The 15,728-nt window shown below is 73.8% G+C and carries 16 protein-coding genes and 1 pseudogene; 7 read left to right on the forward strand and 10 right to left on the reverse strand.

Annotated features, from left to right (window positions below; translation table 11 throughout):
- The first annotated feature begins 82 nt into the window (after positions 1 to 82).
- Entirely contained in the window at positions 83 to 745 is a 663-nt protein-coding gene (locus OG542_RS02880; RefSeq protein ID WP_328407878.1) for a DUF4230 domain-containing protein, read from the forward strand.
- On the opposite strand, the gene OG542_RS02885 is transcribed toward OG542_RS02880, so the two are convergent.
- From OG542_RS02885 to OG542_RS02900, 4 genes are read right to left on the reverse strand one after another with little or no spacing between them, the layout of a single operon-like run.
- Positions 714 to 1,589 carry an MnhB domain-containing protein gene (locus tag OG542_RS02885; protein WP_328407880.1) on the reverse strand — a complete coding sequence of 292 codons (876 nt, stop codon included), beginning with the start codon at positions 1,587 to 1,589 and terminating at the stop codon, positions 714 to 716. The two genes, OG542_RS02880 and OG542_RS02885, sit on opposite strands and share 32 nt — an antisense overlap.
- Positions 1,586 to 1,846, reverse strand: a complete 261-nt coding sequence (locus OG542_RS02890) for a hydrogenase subunit MbhD domain-containing protein (protein ID WP_311129280.1) — start codon at positions 1,844 to 1,846, stop codon at positions 1,586 to 1,588. The genes OG542_RS02885 and OG542_RS02890 overlap by 4 nt, the downstream gene beginning before the upstream one ends.
- Positions 1,831 to 2,313: an MrpF/PhaF family protein gene (locus OG542_RS02895; protein ID WP_328407883.1), complete on the reverse strand. Its 483-nt coding sequence runs from the start codon at positions 2,311 to 2,313 to the stop codon at positions 1,831 to 1,833. The genes OG542_RS02890 and OG542_RS02895 overlap by 16 nt, the downstream gene beginning before the upstream one ends.
- Complete coding sequence (locus tag OG542_RS02900; protein WP_311129278.1) at positions 2,310 to 2,492, reverse strand: hypothetical protein; 183 nt, start codon at positions 2,490 to 2,492, stop codon at positions 2,310 to 2,312. The genes OG542_RS02895 and OG542_RS02900 overlap by 4 nt, the downstream gene beginning before the upstream one ends.
- A gap of 207 nt (positions 2,493 to 2,699) precedes the next feature.
- On the opposite strand from OG542_RS02900, the gene OG542_RS02905 reads away from it, so the two are divergent.
- Positions 2,700 to 3,245, forward strand: a complete 546-nt coding sequence (locus tag OG542_RS02905) for a VanZ family protein (RefSeq protein WP_311129277.1) — start codon at positions 2,700 to 2,702, stop codon at positions 3,243 to 3,245.
- Here the strand turns inward: OG542_RS02905 and OG542_RS02910 are convergent.
- Together OG542_RS02910 and OG542_RS02915 are read right to left on the reverse strand one after the other, a co-directional pair.
- Entirely contained in the window at positions 3,242 to 3,478 is a 237-nt protein-coding gene (locus OG542_RS02910) for a hypothetical protein (protein ID WP_311129276.1), read from the reverse strand. The genes OG542_RS02905 and OG542_RS02910 overlap by 4 nt on opposite strands.
- A 58-nt stretch (positions 3,479 to 3,536) precedes the next feature.
- Positions 3,537 to 4,346: an SDR family oxidoreductase gene (locus tag OG542_RS02915; RefSeq protein WP_328407886.1), complete on the reverse strand. Its 810-nt coding sequence runs from the start codon at positions 4,344 to 4,346 to the stop codon at positions 3,537 to 3,539.
- Positions 4,347 to 4,464: 118 nt separating this feature from the next.
- Between OG542_RS02915 and OG542_RS02920 the strand changes: the two genes are divergently transcribed.
- The 4 genes from OG542_RS02920 to OG542_RS02935 all read left to right on the forward strand — a co-directional run bounded on the left by OG542_RS02920 (position 4,465) and on the right by OG542_RS02935 (position 8,798).
- Positions 4,465 to 5,505, forward strand: a complete 1,041-nt coding sequence (locus OG542_RS02920) for a PHP domain-containing protein (protein ID WP_328407888.1) — start codon at positions 4,465 to 4,467, stop codon at positions 5,503 to 5,505.
- A gap of 41 nt (positions 5,506 to 5,546) precedes the next feature.
- Positions 5,547 to 6,212, forward strand: coding sequence for an HAD family hydrolase (locus OG542_RS02925; RefSeq protein WP_328407890.1), 666 nt, complete (start codon positions 5,547 to 5,549; stop codon positions 6,210 to 6,212).
- Positions 6,213 to 6,395: 183 nt separating this feature from the next.
- Entirely contained in the window at positions 6,396 to 7,538 is a 1,143-nt protein-coding gene (locus OG542_RS02930; protein ID WP_408057711.1) for an aromatic acid exporter family protein, read from the forward strand.
- Between the two features lie 231 nt (positions 7,539 to 7,769).
- Entirely contained in the window at positions 7,770 to 8,798 is a 1,029-nt protein-coding gene (locus OG542_RS02935) for an SDR family oxidoreductase (protein WP_328407892.1), read from the forward strand.
- A 119-nt stretch (positions 8,799 to 8,917) separates the two neighbouring features.
- Here OG542_RS02935 and OG542_RS02940 read toward each other — a convergent pair whose 3' ends face one another.
- From OG542_RS02940 to OG542_RS02955, 4 genes and pseudogenes are all read right to left on the reverse strand, one after another.
- Positions 8,918 to 9,193 (reverse strand): hypothetical protein, encoded by a 276-nt coding sequence (locus tag OG542_RS02940; RefSeq protein ID WP_328407894.1) that lies wholly within the window; start codon positions 9,191 to 9,193, stop codon positions 8,918 to 8,920.
- A gap of 60 nt (positions 9,194 to 9,253) precedes the next feature.
- Positions 9,254 to 10,543, reverse strand: a complete 1,290-nt coding sequence (locus OG542_RS02945) for an ROK family transcriptional regulator (RefSeq protein ID WP_328407896.1) — start codon at positions 10,541 to 10,543, stop codon at positions 9,254 to 9,256.
- A gap of 73 nt (positions 10,544 to 10,616) precedes the next feature.
- A pseudogene (locus OG542_RS02950) lies at positions 10,617 to 11,603 on the reverse strand (phosphotransferase family protein).
- Between the two features lie 30 nt (positions 11,604 to 11,633).
- Positions 11,634 to 14,825, reverse strand: a complete 3,192-nt coding sequence (locus tag OG542_RS02955) for a bifunctional cytochrome P450/NADPH--P450 reductase (RefSeq protein WP_328407898.1) — start codon at positions 14,823 to 14,825, stop codon at positions 11,634 to 11,636.
- Positions 14,826 to 14,971: 146 nt separating this feature from the next.
- Here OG542_RS02955 and OG542_RS02960 point away from each other — a divergent pair, with 146 nt between their 5' ends.
- On the forward strand, positions 14,972 to 15,622 hold the full coding sequence (locus OG542_RS02960; RefSeq protein WP_408057849.1) for a PAS domain S-box protein: 651 nt from the start codon (positions 14,972 to 14,974) through the stop codon (positions 15,620 to 15,622).
- Positions 15,623 to 15,728 lie beyond the last annotated feature (106 nt).

Here is a 15,728-nt window from a genome sequence, read left to right on the forward strand (position 1 = left end):
TGCCGGAGTCGTCCCCTCCTCAACCGGCCGGTCTGGCAGGGGATGTGGCGGGCATCCGGACAGTAGGAAGGAGGGCCGTCGCATGACGACTCCCGTCAAGCACCTCCCCAGGCGCATGCCCGGCTGGGCCAAGGTGGTGGGCGCGCTCGTACTGGTGCTCGTCGTGTTCTTCGCCGGGATCCGGCTCAGCGTGATCCCGGGCCTGAAGGACCTGTTCGGTACCGACACCCACGACCGGTCCGGCCCCGCACTGCTGAAGTCCATCCAGGACATCAGCCGTTACGACGCCGCCTCCGGCAACTTCCAGGTCGTCGTGGACCTGGAGAAGGACGCCAGGTTCCTGCCCGACGCGATCCGCGGCACCCGCACCCTGTACGTCGGTGCGGGGACCGTCGACGCCTACGTCGACCTGGGCAAGGTCGGCGAGAACGACGTGCGGGTCAACGGCGACCGCACGTCCGCCACGCTCCGGCTGCCGCACGCGCGACTGGGCAAGCCGGCCCTCGACCCCGACCGCTCCTACGCGGTCTCCAAGCAGCGCGGTCTCTTCGACCGCCTCGGCGACCTCTTCTCGGACAACCCCAACGGCGAACAGGCCGTGCAGAAACTCGCGGTACGGCACATCGGCGACGCGGCGAAGGAGAGCGAACTGACCGCACGCGCCGAGAAGAACGCCACCGGCATGCTCGAAGGCCTGCTGCGTTCGCTGGGCTTCAAGGAGGTGCGTGTCTCGTACGGGAACTGATCAGCCGCCGAGGACCCCGGGCAGGGCGAGCGCGCCCAGCAGGGTGGTGCCCACCAGGAGCCACGCGACGTAGTCCCCGACGTGCCCGGACTGCAGGCGCCGCAGCGGTTGTGCCCGGTCCGGGACGGCAAGGAGCCGCGGCCGGGTGACGGCCACGGCCGCGAGGGCGAGTCCCAGGGCGGTGGAGGCGAGGCCGAGCAGGACGCCGACCGGGGTCCAGTGCACGGAGACGTGCACCAGACCGCCGGTCCGGCAGCAGCGTGTTCGCCAGGAAGGCGGTGCCGCCGAGCAGCGCGGCGACGCCCGTGACGAGGTAGGCGCAGACGGCGACCGCGTCGCCCACCTCGTACAGGCCGAGGGGCCGGACGCGTTCCAGGGCGCGGTAGTCGGCGCCCAGGTACAGCAGGTGCAGGGCGGTCGCGGCGACCACGCCGCCCTGGAAGCCGCCGCCGGGGCTGAGCTGCCCGTGCGCGACGACGTACAGGCCGGTGAGCAGGGCGACGGGCAGCACGAGCAGGGCGTAGCGGCGGACGGGTGGGGCGACCTCGGCGGGTTCGGGCGCGGCGCGGTGTTCGTCGCGCGTCTGCCGGAGCAGGACGACGCAGCCGAGCACGGCGGCGAACAGGATGCTCACCTCGCCGAGGGTGTCGTAGGCCCGTTGGTCGAAGTTGACGGAGGCGATGGTGTTGGCGGTGCGGTGCGCGAGGGACTCCTGGACGGCCCGGTCGCCGTAGGGGTGGCGGTCGCCGCCGAAGGCCGGCAGGGCGAGACAGGCCGCGACGAGCAGCGCGGCGAGGCCCGCGCCGCCCACGGCCACCAGCCACAGCCGCGTGCGGGGGCTCATTCGTCGCTCCCCTGGCGCTGCCGACGGCGTTTCACCTTGCGGACCGTCAGCAGCAGCAACAGCGGCGTCAGCGCGGAGCCCACCGCGAGCTGCGAGAGGCCGACGTCGGGTGCCTGGAGCACGGTGAACAACACGGCCAGCACAACACCGAGGACGGCCAGGACGAGGGCTTGGCGTGCGGGGTCGCGGGTGGCCACGGCGACCGTCGCGGAGGCGGCGACCAGCACCAGGGCGACGGCGATCAAGGCTTGTTCCACGGCAGCGGTCCTCTCCCCCACGCGCCGGGCTCTCCCCTCGCGCCGGTCAGCGCGCGCGAGGCCACGACGTTGCCGCCGGTCAGCAGGGCGCCGGTCACCAGGAGCTTCGCCATCTCCCGGCCCGGTCCCGTGACGGCGCACAACGCCAGGACGACCACGGCCCCGAGGCCGGCCGCCGCCCAGGTGACGCCCCGGGCGCGGGGCGGGTCTTCGGCCAGTTCCGTGGCGAGCAGCTGGGCGAAGACGAGCGTGCCGACGGGTCCGAGCAGGGCGAGGACCAGGGCGACATCGACGTAGGCGGGGCGGTCGTAGCCCTGGGCGAGGAGCAGCATGCCCGGGCAGGCGACCGCGGTGGACAGGTTCTGTGCGACGACGCGCCGCCGCAGCGGTCCGCCGGCGACGCCCCACAGGGCCGCCGCAAGGCCCACAGCGAGGGTGAGCGCCGCGGCGAGGAGCCAGCCGTTCACCGCCAGGCCACCGCCCGTCGCGCGGCCCGCGCCGCGAGCGCGCCGAGGAGGGCGGCGCCCCCGCCGACCGCGAGTTCCAGCGGGTCGACGGTGCTCACGAACACCAGCCACAGCGCGGCGAGCGCGGCCCACCAGAGCAACACCTCGGCCACCGCGAGGAGCGTCGTACGCCGGTCCACGCGCCACCTCCACGGACACTGATCATTGTGGCGGTCATCCAAGCACCGCCCCGTCGGTGGGACGTGGCGGCGCGCTGCTGCTGCCAAGCCGGAGTGCCCCGGCACAACGCGGGGAAACCGAGGGTGGGTACGGGCGGCGCCGGCATCGTCGGCGCTTCCGTGGGTAACCGCCCTGTCACGCAGGGCAGTTGAAGACTGGAGGACAGAATGGCCAGTGCAGCCTCACGTCCCAGGACCGCGGGATCGGGGAGCGAGCGACGCCCGCTCCCGTGGCCCGTCCGGCTGCTGGCGACGCTGTGCGCCTTCACGTTCATGGTCGCCTTCGCCGTGGTGCTGGCGCGGCTGACCCTTGAGCCCTCGCCCGCCTCGGAGGCCCTGACCCACACCAACCTGCGGCCCGGCGATTCCCTGAAGGCCTATCTCGACCAGCCGGAACTGCGGGACGCCGTCCGGCAGATCGGCGGCAACATCCTGCTCGGTGTCCCCTTCGGCATCCTCGTGCCCGTCGTCGCGCCGCGCACGCGCGGTATCCTGCGCGTCCTGCTGATGACCGCGATCGTGATGCTGCTGGTGGAGTTCGCCCAGGGCGCGCTGGTCACCGGCCGCGCCTTCGACATCGACGACGTCATCCTCAACACGACGGGCGCGCTGATCGGCTACCTGCTCCTGGGCCGCCGCCTGAGCCGGGCGGTCCACGCGCGCAGGCCCGGGCGCGGCCGGGCGGACAGGAAGCCGTCGGCCGAGAAGGCTTAGTGCAAGGTCCAGGTGTACTTGTCTCCGCCCACCCAGCGGACCACGTCCGGATCGTCCATGTCGTGGACCGTGATGCCGAACGCGGCCGCCGCCGTCAGGACGTCGGTGGCGGCCCTGGCCTCCCCGACCACCTGGCCGTCGATCTCCACGATCCGGAACGGCGGTGTGCCCGGCTGCACCCCGAGCACCAAGATCCGCGGGTGGGATATGTACGGGCTCGCGCTTTCGGTCATGCATCGAGCGTAGAGCGCGACCGGCGGTAGCGCGGGGTGCAGTCGCCGGCCGGGCCGCTCAGGGCCGTCGCCAGTCGTCGGCGGTCAGGTGGGAGCCGGCCTGGGGGCCCATGCGGAGCATGCCGCCGTCGACACTCCAGGAGGCGCCGGTGACGTACGAGGCGTCCGGGCCGGCGAGGAAGGCGATGACGGCGGCGACCTCGCGGGCGTCACCGGGACGGCCCAGAGGCACGCCGGGGCGGCTCTCGGTGTGCGGGTCGGTGTCCTCCTGGCCGGTCATGGGGGTGGAGATCTCGCCGGGGGCGACCGCGTTGACGGTGATGCGGTGCTCGGCGAGCTCGAGGGCCATGACCTGGGTGAGCAGGCCGAGACCACCCTTGGCCGCGCAGTAGGGGGCGGCGCCCACGCGCGGCTGGTGCTCGTGGACGGACGTGACGTTGACGATGCGGCCCCCGTCGCCCTGCCGGATCATGTGCCGGGCGGCCTTCTGCCCGCACAGGAACGGCCCGACGAGGTCGACGTCGAGGACCTCGCGCACGGTGGACAGCTCCAGGTCGAGGAAGGGCGTCATGGTGCCCGTACCGGCGTTGTTGACCAGCACGTCGACACGGCCGAGCCGCTCGCACAGCTCGTCCACGGTGTCGGCGGCGGCGGGCAGCCGGGTGAGGTCCATCCGGGCGACCTCGGCCCGCCGCCCGTGCGCCCGTACCTCGTCGGCCGTCTCCTCCGCCCCCTGCTCGTCGCTGTGCCAGGTGATGCCGAGGTCCATGCCCGCCTGGGCCAGGCGTACGGCAGTGGCCCTGCCGATGCCGGAGTCGGCGCCGGTGATCACGGCGGCCTTGGTGCGGGGCTCGGTGCGGGCGGACATGGCGGGCCTCCTCGTCGACGCGGGCGGGGCATCGCAGTACCCGGGCGGGGCGCGGGCAAACCGGCCGCCCGTCGTGCGGCCCGCCGGGCGCTGGGGAACCCTTGGGGTGGAGGTGGCGATGGATCCTGTCGAGGCACTGGACCGGATCGCTTTCCTGCTGGAGCGGTCCCTGGCACCGACGTACCGCGTGCGCGCCTTCCGTACGGCGGCCCGGGTGCTGAAGGAGCTGGGCGACGACGAGGTGCGCCGGCGGGCGGCGGACGGTTCGCTGGAGTCACTCAAAGGAGTCGGTCCGAAGACCGCGCAGGTGGTGCGGGAGGCGCTGGCCGGGGAGGAGCCCGGTTATCTGCGCACGCTGGAGGGCGAGGCCACGGAGTGGCCCGCCGTGCGGGGCGGCGAGGCGCTGCGGGAGCTGCTGCGCGGGGACTGCCATCTGCACTCCGACTGGTCGGACGGCGGCAGCCCGATCGAGGAGATGGGCCGGGCCGCGGCGGCGCTGGGCCACGAGTGGGCGGCGCTGACCGACCACTCGCCACGGCTGACGGTGGCGCGCGGCCTGTCGGCCGAGCGGCTGCGGGAGCAGTTGGACGTGGTGGCGGAGCTGAACGAGACCTGGGCACCGTTCCGGCTGCTGACCGGCATCGAGTGCGACATCCTCGAGGACGGCTCGCTCGACCAGGAGCCGGAGCTGCTGGACCGGCTCGACGTCGTGGTGGTGTCGGTGCATTCCAAGCTGCGTATGGACGCCCGGTCGATGACCCGGCGGATGGTGGCCGCCGTACGTGATCCGCACTCCGACGTGCTCGGGCACTGCACGGGGCGGCTGACGACCGGGCGGGGGCGGCCCGAGTCGGAGTTCGACGCGGACGAGGTGTTCGCGGCGTGCGCGGAGACCGGCACGGCCCTGGAGATCAACAGCAGGCCGGAGCGGCTCGACCCGCCGCGGCGGCTGCTGCGCCGGGCCGTGGACGCGGGGGTGCTGTTCTCCGTCGACACCGACGCGCACGCGCCGGGGCAGCTGGACTGGCAGATCAACGGGTGCGCGCGGGCGGAGGAGTGCGGGGTGCCGCCGGAGCGTGTGGTGACGACGTGGTCCCTTCAGGAGCTGCTGGCCTGGACCCGCGAGCGGCGGGTTCCGCCCGGCGTGGCGGGCGGCTGAGGTGGTACCCGGGCGTGCCGGAGAGTGAAGGGAACGCACCTATGGGAAGCGCGGAACGGGCGGCCGTGTTCGACGTCGACGGCACGCTGGCCGACACCAACCACCTGCACGTCGTGGCGTGGTGGGAGGCCCTCCGGCAGGCCGGCCAGCAGGTGCCGATGCACGCCGTTCACCGGGCCGTGGGCCTGCCCTCCACCGACCTCGTCGCCCATCTGCTCGGCGACGACCGCGACAAGGACCAGGACGCCGGGATCAGCGCCGCCCACAAGGCGCTGTACGGGCAGTACTTCGACCGGCTGCCCGCGCTGCCGGGGGCCGGGCCGCTGCTGCGGCGACTGCACGGGAACGGCTGGACGGTGGTACTGGCCACCTCGGCGGGCGGCGCCGAGCTGAGCGCGCTGCGCCGGGCCATCGACGCGGACGACGCCATCACCGCCACGGCGAGCGCCGACGACGTCGACGAGGGCAAGCCGGCACCGGAGCCGGTCGAGCACGCGCTGGAGCTGGCCGGGGTGCCGGCGGAGCGGGCGGTCTTCGTCGGCGACACCGTGTGGGACATGCTCGCGGGCAGCCGCGCGGGGGTGCGCTGTGTGGGCGTGCTGTGCGGCGGCATCCCGCGCACCGACCTGGAGAAGTCCGGCGCGGACGCGGTCTACGCCGACCCCGCGCACCTGCTGTCCTCCCTCCGCGACAGTCCGCTGGCATGAGGCCCGCATGAGGCGGTATGAAACCCCCGGCCACGCGGATACTCGCAGCGCATGACGCGAGTGACGAGTGCGGTACGGCGGACGGCTCGCGCCTTCCGCCCGGGGAGGGACAGAGGTACCTCGGCCGGTGAGGGGCAGGGACGGATCCGCGCACTGGAGCAGGGCGTCCGCGGTACACGGCCGGTGGATACCGTGCGGCGGGAGACCCGGGCCGGCTGGGACGCCCTGCGTGCCGCCTGGAACGAGCCCGGGCGGGAACGCGATCTGGTCGTCCAGTCACTCAAGGCCGCCGCGGCGGCGGTGCTCGCCTGGGCGGTGGGCGGCGTCTGGATGGGAGACCCGCTGGCGCTGATGGCGCCGTGGGTGGCACTGGTGCTGGTGCAGGCCACCGTCTACAGCTCGCTGGTGCAGGGCGCACGGCAGTTCGGGGCGATCTGCGTCGGCACCGTACTGGCCTCGGCCGCACAGGCGATCACCGGCGACACGACGGGCGCGCTCGCCCTCTCCGTCCCGGTGCTGATGCTGCTCGCGAACTGGTCCCGCTTCGGCGACCAGGGCATCTACGCGGCGACCACCGCCCTGTTCACCCTCACCGCGGGCTCCGTGAGCATCTCCAGCGTCGGGCACCGTGTGGGGCAGGCGGCGCTCGGCGCCGTGATCGGGGTCGCGGTCAACGCGCTCGTCCTGCCGCCCGTCCACCTGCGGGACGTACGGGAGAACCTCGCGGCCCTCGCCCGGGAGGCGGGCGATGTCCTGCGCACCGTCGCCGCCGACCTGCGCGAGGGCGAGTGGGACGCGCAGACCGCCGCCGGCTGGCTCAGCGCGTCGTCCCGGCTGGACCACCGCCTGGAGGCGCTGCGCTCGGCGCGCCGGTGGAGCCAGGAGAGCCTGCGCCTGACCTACGGCCCGCTGCGGCGCCTGCACCGCGTGCCGCACGGGGGCGCTTTGCCCCCGGTGGACGAGGACGAGCGGTTCGGCCGGGTCACCGGGCACGTGGCCGCGCTGACCCGGGCCCTGGCGGTGTCCGTGGACGACAACCGGACGCCCGCCCCGCCCCAGGGCCCGGCCCTCGGCGCGTACGCGCGGCTGCTGGAGCTGATCGGGGAAGCCTGCCACACCGAGGCCGACAGTCTGCTCCACGGCAGCGTGCGGCCCCGTCTGGACAAGGAGACCGAAGAGGCGATGCGGGAGCTGCACCAGGAGTTGCAGGAGAAGCTGCGCCGGCACGCCGGGGAGGGGGCCGCGCACACGGCGGTCCTGGGCACGCTGCTGCTCCAGGCGGAGAACCTGTGGGCCGAGACCGTGCCGGACGACGGGGGGCAGTGACACACCGGACGGAAGGTCCGAGCGCGGAACACCCAGCGATGGTTGCCCGTTGAACAAGGTGTGGGCCGGTGCCCACACCCTGAGCCGCCCCGGCCGTGATTCCCCCGTCCGGCCGGGGCTTCCTTCTGCCCACCTCCGCCCACGCGCGGTGGACCCGCCCACGTGCAATCCGCACAGCGCCCGGGTACTCGGTCACCGCTCGCGGAACCACGCGGCCGAGAGGAGCGGAAGGTGAACAGCACAACCGGCAAGAGGATCGTCGTCACGGGCGCCACCGGCAATGTGGGCACCAGCGTGGTGCGCCTCCTCTCCGAGGATCCGGAGGTCGCCTCCGTGCTGGGCCTGGCCCGGCGGATCCCCGAGTGGTCACCGCCGAAGACGGACTGGTCCGCGGTCGATCTGGCCTTCGCGGAGTCCGACCTCGTGGAGCGGTTCACGGACGCCGACGCGGTCGTCCATCTGGCCTGGGCGTTCCAGCCGACTCACGACCCGGCGGCGACCTGGCGCACCAATGTGCTCGGCAGCATGCGGGTGTTCGAGGCGGTGGCCGCCGCGGGGGTGCCGACGCTGGTGCACGCCTCGTCGGTCGGCGCGTACTCGCCGGGTCCCAAGGACCGGACGGTGGACGAGTCATGGCCGACGCACGGCTGGCCGGACGCCGCGTACTGCCGGGAGAAGGCCTACCTGGAGCGTGCGCTGGACACGTTCGAGCGCGATCACCCCGAGACGCGGGTGGTGCGGATGCGGCCCGCCTTCCTCTTCCAGCGGGAGTCCGCGAGTGAGCAACGCCGTATTTTCGGCGGGCGTTTCCTGCCGGGCCCGTCGGTCCGTCCGGAGCTGCTGCCCTTCCTGCCCGACATCGCGGGGCTGCGGGTGCAGGCGCTGCACACCGACGACGCGGCGCACGCGTACCGGCTGGCGGTGCACTCCGACGCCCGGGGCGCGTTCAACCTGGCGGCCGAGCCGACGGTCGACGCGGAGCTCCTGGGCAGGATGTTCGGTGCCCGCCCGGTGCGGCTGCCGCGCACGGCGGCCCGTTCGGCGATCGCCGCCGCCTGGGGACTGCACCTGCTGCCCGCCTCACCGCACCTGTTCGACGCGGTGCTGCGGCTGCCCCTGATGGACTGCGCACGCGCGCGTACGGAACTCGGCTGGCAGCCGGAACACACGGCGCCGGAGGTACTGGAGCAGTTCCTGCAAGGACTCCAGCAGGGTGCCGGGGCGCGGACGGAACCGATGCAGGGACACAAGGTGGGCTGACCCCGGGCCCCAGGCCACTCCGCACCCCGCACCCCGCACACAACCGATGCGCCCGCAGACAACCGATGGCCGCAGCCGGCCCCCACGGTCGGCTGCGGCCATCGGCGCTCAGGGGGTGCTCAGCCGGCGGGCTCGTCCGGCACCGGATGCTCGGGGTGCACCGTGTCCTGTCGCGGCGACTTCCCCTGCCGGCCCGTTCCCGCCTCGTCCGTGTCGGGGACGTCGTCGGCGGACTCGTCGGCGTGGTCCTTCCCGGCCCCGTCGTCCTCGCCGGTGCCCGTGAAACGCGGGGCGACCTCCCACGGGTCCTCGCCGGTGTCGGCCTGCTGGTCCGGCATGTCCCGCGGGACGGGCTCACCGTTCTCGCCGGGTCCTTCGAGGCGGTGGTCGGTCACGGCGTACTCCCTTCGTGGTCCGGGCGCCACGCGAGTACCTCCGCCGTGACCTGCGAAACCTCAGCGCGGTGCCCGGTCCTGAAGCGCCGTGCGCCACGCGGGGAGCGGACTCTCCGGTGCCGGATCGGGCCGCCGTCCGCCGCGCGCGAAGAAGTCGGCGAGCGGCAGGATCGCGGCACCGACCGTGACCGCGTCGGGCCCGAGCCGGCCCAGCTCGACGGTCACCTTCCCGGCCGGGTGGCGCAGGGCATACGCCCTGGCGTAACGGCGTACGGCGGGCAGGAAGCGGGCGCCGAGCGCCAGGCCCGCCCAGCCGCCGATGAGGATGCGCTCGGGCTGGACGAGGTTGATCAGGTCGGACAGACCGGCGCCCACGTACTCGGCGGTCTCCTCCAGGACGGCCAGCGCGACCGGGTCGGCCTCGCCGTCCCCGGGCGGGTACGCGGCGGCGAGCATCGCGGTGAGCGCGGACTCCTCGTCGGTACCGTCCTGGCCCCGGCCGCCCTCCTCCCGCCAGCGGGCGAGCAGCGACTCGGCGCCCGCGTAGGCCTCCAGGCAGCCGAGCGCCCCGCAACGGCAGCGGCGGCCGCGGACCCGGACGGTCAGGTGCCCCCATTCGACCGCCCGGCCCTGCTCCACCTCGGGGGTGACGAGGCTGGCGCCGACGCCGGAGCCGAGGAGGACCACCACGGCGTTGTGCGCGCCGCGTCCGGCGCCGAACCACATCTCAGCCTGGCCCAGCGTCCTGGCGCCGTTGTCGATGAAGTACGGGACGGTGTCCGGCAGCGGGGTTCCGGTGCGGAGCAGGGCCTCCAGCGGTACGGCGTCCCAGCCGATGGTCTGCCCGTGCACGAGCACGCCGCGGTCGGGCGTGCGCTCGACGATGCCGGGGACGCCGATGCCTGCGCCGAGGAGGCGCTCGGGCGCGAGGCCGGCGGTGTCGAGCACCTCGGCGATGCCCTGGCGGATGTGGTCGACGATGACCTCGACCTCGTACCGCTGGACGGCGAGCGGGCGCTCGACGCGGGCCAGCTCGGTGAGGGTGAGGTCGAACAGTTCGACACGCACCCGGGTCTCCCCGACGTCTACGCCGATCATGTGGCCGCTGCCGGGCGCGACGCGCAGCAGAGTGCGGGGGCGGCCGCCGTCGGAGTCGACGCTGCCGGCCTCCTCGACCAGCCCGTCGGCGACCAGATCGGCGACGACGTTGCTGACGGAGCCGGAGCTCAGTCCGGTCGCCGGGCCGAGTGCGAAGCGGCTGAGCGGGCCGTCGAAGTAGAGCCGTTGCAGCACGGCCGTGCGGTTGGCCCGCCTGAGATCGCGTACCGTGCGCCCGTTCCGCCCCGCCATGTGACTCCTTCCGCCCCTTGTGCGACCTGCAACATACCGCCGGGGCAGGCTCGGCGCGATTTTCCTCCAGCCCTTATTTCACGCCGTGAGATTTCTTGCCGAGGAGTTCCTCGATCTCGTCCAGGGCCGCGACGAGTTCCGGGGCGACCGCCTCCTGCACCCAGCGCTCCTGCTCCTCGCCGACCTCGCGCGGAATCGTCTCGGTGAGCATGATCAGCTACAGGTAGGCGCGGTACAGGGCGAGGCGGAGGCGGGCCGGGGCGTCGAAATCGGCCCGGCCGCCGGATTCCCGGTAGCCCGCCAGGAACGCCTCGTCCTTCTTGATGTCCCCCAGCAGCGCCAGGGAGACGAATTCGGCGAGTGGGTCGCCCCAGAACATGCGCTCCCCGTCGATGAGGCCGCCGATGCGGGCTTCTCCGGCCGAGCGGTCGACGAGGATGTTGCCCCGCCACAGGTCGAAGTGCACGAGGCAGGGGACGGCGACCTCGTCGAGGGCGCCGTACGCGGAGCGGGCGGTACGGGCCACCGCGTCGACCGGGCGGGGCAGCCGGGCCCCGTAACGCCGGGCGTCGTCGAGGACGGCGTCGAACATCGTCGTGAACGCGGTCCGCCAGTCGGGGGCGAGCGGGCCGAGGGCGCCGGAGGGATAGCCGAAGCCGGGGCCCGTCACGCGGTGCAGACGGGCCGTCTGGCGTCCCAGCTCCGTACGCAGCGCGGTCTGCTCCGCGGCCGTGAGGGAGTCGTCCCAGGAGTCGCCCGGGCAGGCGGTCATCAGCAGGAAGTCGTCCCCCATGGACACCAGCCGCGGCGTGTGGACACCGGCGTGGGCGGCCGAGCGGTAGAACTCGGCCTCCGACACGAGCAGTCGGCGCTCGTGCCGGAGGCCGGGGACGACGGCGGCGGGCGGGATCTTCAGCACGTAGCGGGTTCCGTCGGTGAGGCGGAGTTCCTCGACGGTGTTGTACGTGCCGCCGGTCAGCGGGCGGAGGTGGGCGAGGCGGCCGGGGTCCAGGCCCGCCGCCTCCAGGATGTGCCGGGCCCGTTCCCAGGAGTCCACCACCGTGCGCCCACCCCTCCCCTACGGCTTCGGTCAGCCGGCCGCGTACACGTCCTCGACGTAACGCCCGTCCGCGATCAGCCCGTCGAGCCACTGCTCGGCGGCGCTCTCGTCGGCGCCGTCGACGGCCTGCGTGTGCTTGCGGTACAGGGTACGGAACGCCTCCCGCACCCCGGGCGCCATCCGCGAACCGTCGCCGCACACGTACACCCGTGCTCCGGCGTCCAGCAGGCCCCAGACCTCCTCGGCCTCGGCGGCGATGCGGTGCTGCACGAACCGCACCTCGCCCTCGGGGGTCTCGCTGAAGGCGGGGCGCAGCGAGACGGCCCCGGCGGTCTCCGCGGCGCCCAGTTCGTCGGCGTGCATGAAGTCGGCGTCGGGCGCGTCGCAGCCGAAGTAGCAGACGGCGGGGGCGAGTTCGGCGCCCGCCGCGAGGGCGGCCGTGCGGTCGGCGATGGCGCCGCGGAACGGGGCGAGGCCGGTGCCCGCCGCGACCATGACGACGGGTGCGGCTCCGCCGGTGGCGTCGATGCGGAAGGCCTCGCGGCACGGCTGCACGCGCGCGTAGACCGTGTCGCCGGGCTCCACCGTGTTGAGGTGGCCGGATCCGGTGCCGCGGTAGACACCCTTGCCGGAGCGGGCGGGTGCCTGCAGCAGCGAGACCATCAGGTCCACGTGGCCGGGGTCGACGGCGGGAGAGGAGGAGATGGAGTAGTGGCGGGGACGCAGCGGGGTGAGGAGGTCGAGGAGCCGCGGCCAGTCCAGGGCGCCCCGCAGGGCCGGGTGGTCCTCGAGGATCTCCACGAGGGTGCGCGGGTCGTCGGTGAGGTCGGCCAGGGCCATGCGCTCCGGCGGGCACGGGTTGGCGGCGGCGAGCGCGGCCAGCTGCCCGGCGCTCGGGCGCTCCTGCAGCTCCACGTGGTGGGTGAGGAGCTGCCGTACCGTCACGGGCCGGTCGACGGCGATGCCGTCGCGGCGCGGGCGGGTGGCGCGGATGTCCAGGACCGTGTCGAGGTCGAGGCCGAGCGCGGTGGCGGTGCGGGTGACGAGGTCCGGGTCGTTGGCGGGCAGCACGGTGAGGTGGTCGGCCGTGCGGTAGGTGACGCCATCCGGGAGGGCGACGCGGAGGAACCGCTTGCGGCGCGCGTAGCCGGGCGCGGTGAGGTCGTAGGCCTCGGTGACCCGCATGGGGACGAGGTCGTGCCGCTCGGCGAGGGCGTCCAGCGGGCCGCCGGTCAGGGTGCGGACCTCGTAGGCGGCCGTGGGCTCGAGGTCCGGGGTCGTGGCGTCCGGGTCGCCGTACTGCCGCAGGAGGGCGGTGCGCAGGGCGGTCGTGAACTCCCGGACGGTGCCGGTGAGGTCGCCGGAGGCGTCGGCGGCGGCGCGCTCCAGCAGCCGGGTCGCGCCGGACTCCGCGAGCCGCTCGTCGATCCGGGTGGGGACGTGCTGGTAGGTGGCGGCCCAGTTGCGGTCGCCGACTCCCAGGACCGCGTACGTCACGCCGGAGAGGTCGTGGTCCTCTTCGAGGCGGGCGGCGAAGGCGGTGGCGTCGTCGGTGGGGCGGCCGTTGTAGGAGGCGGCCGCGATGACCACGGGCCGGTCGGTGGGCAGGCCGCCGGCGTAGGCGTCCAGGGACGCCACCTGGGTCTCGCAGCCGACGGCGGCGGCCTCGTCGGCGAGCTGGGCGGCGAACTCGCGGCAGGTGCCGTAGTTGCTGCCGTGCAGGAAGAGGGCGGCGGTGCCGGGGCGGACGCGCGCGGGCAGGTCCTGCGGCTCGGCCGCGCCGGTGTCCTGGAGCGGGGCGGCGCCGGGCAGCGGCGTGTGGACGCGGTCGGCGGAGGTGCGCGGGGTCAGCGCGAGGGTGAAGCCCTCGGGCTTGAGGGTGAGGGTCTCCTTGATGTCGAGCCGGTAGTCGGCGTGGTCGCCCAGCCGGTAGCGGTGCACGAGCATGGCCAGCAGCATGGTCGCCTCGTGCAGCGCGAACTGGCGTCCGATGCAGGCGCGCTCACCGGTGCCGAAGGGCTTGAAGGCGTGCACCGGGCGCTCCGCCTCCGCCTCGGGCGTGAAGCGGGAGGGGTCGAACAGCTCGGGGTTGTCGCCCCAGACGGGCTGCCGGTGCAGCATCGGCGTGAGCACCAGGGCGGAGTCTCCGGCGCGCATCGGGATCCGGCCGCCGAGCAGCGTGTCCTCACGGGCCTGCCGGGCGAACACGGCGGCCGTGGGCCAGAGCCGGAGCGCCTCGTTGAGGACCTGGCGGGTGTAGGTCAGCCGGCCGACCTCGTCGTACGTCGGCTCGACGTCGGCCGCGTCGCCCCACAGCTCGTCGACCTCGCGCTGCACCAGCTGGAGCGCGGCCGGGTGCTTGGCGAGGTAGTACAGCGCGAAGGACATGGCGCCGGAGGTGGTCTCATGGCCCGCGATGAGGAAGGTGATGACCTGGTTGCGGATGTTGGCCGTGTCGAGGGTGGTGCCGTCGGCCGGGTGCTCGGCGGTGAGCATCAGGCCGAGGAGGTCGTCGGCCTGGCTCTGGTCGGTGCCGGTGCGGGCGGCGATGACCTCGTCGACGACCTGGGCGAGGTAGGCGGAGTCGTCGCGGAAGGCCGCGTCCCGCGCCGAGTAGTCCTCGCCCGGGACGCGGGCGAGGCGGGTCATGCTCCATTCGAGGCAGCGGACCATCGACTCGACGAAGGGGTGCGGCTCGGCCCGCTCGAAGGAGCCGAAGTCGTATCCGAAGCCGGCGAGTCCGATGGTGTCGAGCGTCATGCGGGTCATGTCGCCGGGCACGTCGACGGGCTTCCCGGCACCGGCGTCGCGGTCCCAGGACGCGATGAGCCGCTGGGCGACCCGCAGCATCACGGGGTGGTACGTCCGCATCGAGCCGAGCGCGAAGGCGGGCATGAGGATGTCGTGCGCCTTGGCCCAGTTGGGCTCGTCGTTGTAGGCGGTGAACAGGCCGTCGGCGGCGAACTCGCGGACGTTCTCCAGACCGGGCCCGATGTGCTTGGCGAACCGCTGCTCGTCCGCGAGGTCGGCGACCAGGTCCAGATCGCCCACGAACAGGGTGTCCCGCCCGTACAGCCGCCGGACGAACGCGGGCCCGCGCTCGCGCATCAGGTCCATGGCCTGCTGGATGGGCGCGGGGCCGGGGCCGGTGGCGGTGATGTCGGCGACGGGGAGGTCGTCGCGGGTGTCTGCGGGGCGGGAGGTCTGTCCGGTGGGGGGCATGACGCGGCAACTGCCTTTCGCGGTACGGAAGTACTGCGATCCAGCGTGATCCACGGGGCCCGGCAGGCGATGCCGTACCCCTACATGATTGTGTAGTGCAAGCAGATGCGTCGCTCTTGCGCGGGAGCGGCCCGGCGTGGCAGGAGATGCTCGTGGACCTGGTCCGGCAGGAGGCCGTGATCTGGCGCAACCGCGCCCTGCTCCTCTTCGACCGGGTCGCGATGCCGGTCGCGGTGTGCGACGTGTACGGCGCGGTGCTGCTCGCGAACCCGGCGATGGCCGCGGAGTGCGGTACGACGCCGGGGCAGCTGCGCGGCCGTGACGTGCTGGAGCTGTTCAGCCCGCGGGAGGCGACGCAGGTGGAGCGGATCGCCGAGGCGCTGCGACTGCGGCATCGCTCGCGGTACCAGGTGTCCGTGCGCTGGCGGGCACCCGGCGGAGCGGAGCGGTACGGGGAGCTGACGGCGGACCCGGTGAGCGACACGGTGGAGGAGACGCCCGCGCTGCTGGTGATGCTCCGGATGGACGGCGAGCACGAGGCCCGTGGCACCCCGCCCGGCGAACGGGTCACCCCGGCGGAGGCCCGCATCCTGGCCCTTCTGGCAGCGGGCGCCACCACGGCCCGGGCCGCCCGCGAAACCGGCCTCACCACCGACGGCGTGACGTACCACCTCCGCCGTCTGTCCTCCCGCTGGCACGCCGCCAACCGCACGGAACTGGTGGCCCGCGCCTACGCACTGGGGGTACTGGCCCCAGGGGTGTGGCCGCCGGAGGTCTCGGCGGCGGAGCCGGGGTGAGACGGCCTTCCGGAAATCCGCTCGCCCCGTTCGTCGCGGCTGTCTAACCTGACCTGGCACCCAAAACCTAGGACCCCTAGGTTTGGCCGGAGACAACCAGGAGCCC

This window comes from Streptomyces violaceus, assembly GCF_036014075.1.
Lineage (GTDB): Bacteria > Actinomycetota > Actinomycetes > Streptomycetales > Streptomycetaceae > Streptomyces > Streptomyces violaceus.

Excerpts from the sequence above, each read along its gene's own strand:
- OG542_RS02880 (WP_328407878.1), top strand. The coding sequence starts at position 83 with ATGACGACTCCCGTCAAGCACCTCCCCAGGCGCATGCCCGGCTGGGCC.
- OG542_RS02885 (WP_328407880.1), bottom strand. The coding sequence starts at position 1,589 with ATGAGCCCCCGCACGCGGCTGTGGCTGGTGGCCGTGGGCGGCGCGGGC.
- OG542_RS02905 (WP_311129277.1), top strand. The coding sequence starts at position 2,700 with ATGGCCAGTGCAGCCTCACGTCCCAGGACCGCGGGATCGGGGAGCGAG.
- OG542_RS02910 (WP_311129276.1), bottom strand. The coding sequence starts at position 3,478 with ATGACCGAAAGCGCGAGCCCGTACATATCCCACCCGCGGATCTTGGTG.
- OG542_RS02915 (WP_328407886.1), bottom strand. The coding sequence starts at position 4,346 with ATGTCCGCCCGCACCGAGCCCCGCACCAAGGCCGCCGTGATCACCGGC.
- OG542_RS02920 (WP_328407888.1), top strand. The coding sequence starts at position 4,465 with ATGGATCCTGTCGAGGCACTGGACCGGATCGCTTTCCTGCTGGAGCGG.
- OG542_RS02925 (WP_328407890.1), top strand. The coding sequence starts at position 5,547 with ATGGGAAGCGCGGAACGGGCGGCCGTGTTCGACGTCGACGGCACGCTG.
- OG542_RS02945 (WP_328407896.1), bottom strand. The coding sequence starts at position 10,543 with ATGGCGGGGCGGAACGGGCGCACGGTACGCGATCTCAGGCGGGCCAAC.
- OG542_RS02955 (WP_328407898.1), bottom strand. The coding sequence starts at position 14,825 with ATGCCCCCCACCGGACAGACCTCCCGCCCCGCAGACACCCGCGACGAC.
- OG542_RS02960 (WP_408057849.1), top strand. The coding sequence starts at position 14,972 with ATGCTCGTGGACCTGGTCCGGCAGGAGGCCGTGATCTGGCGCAACCGC.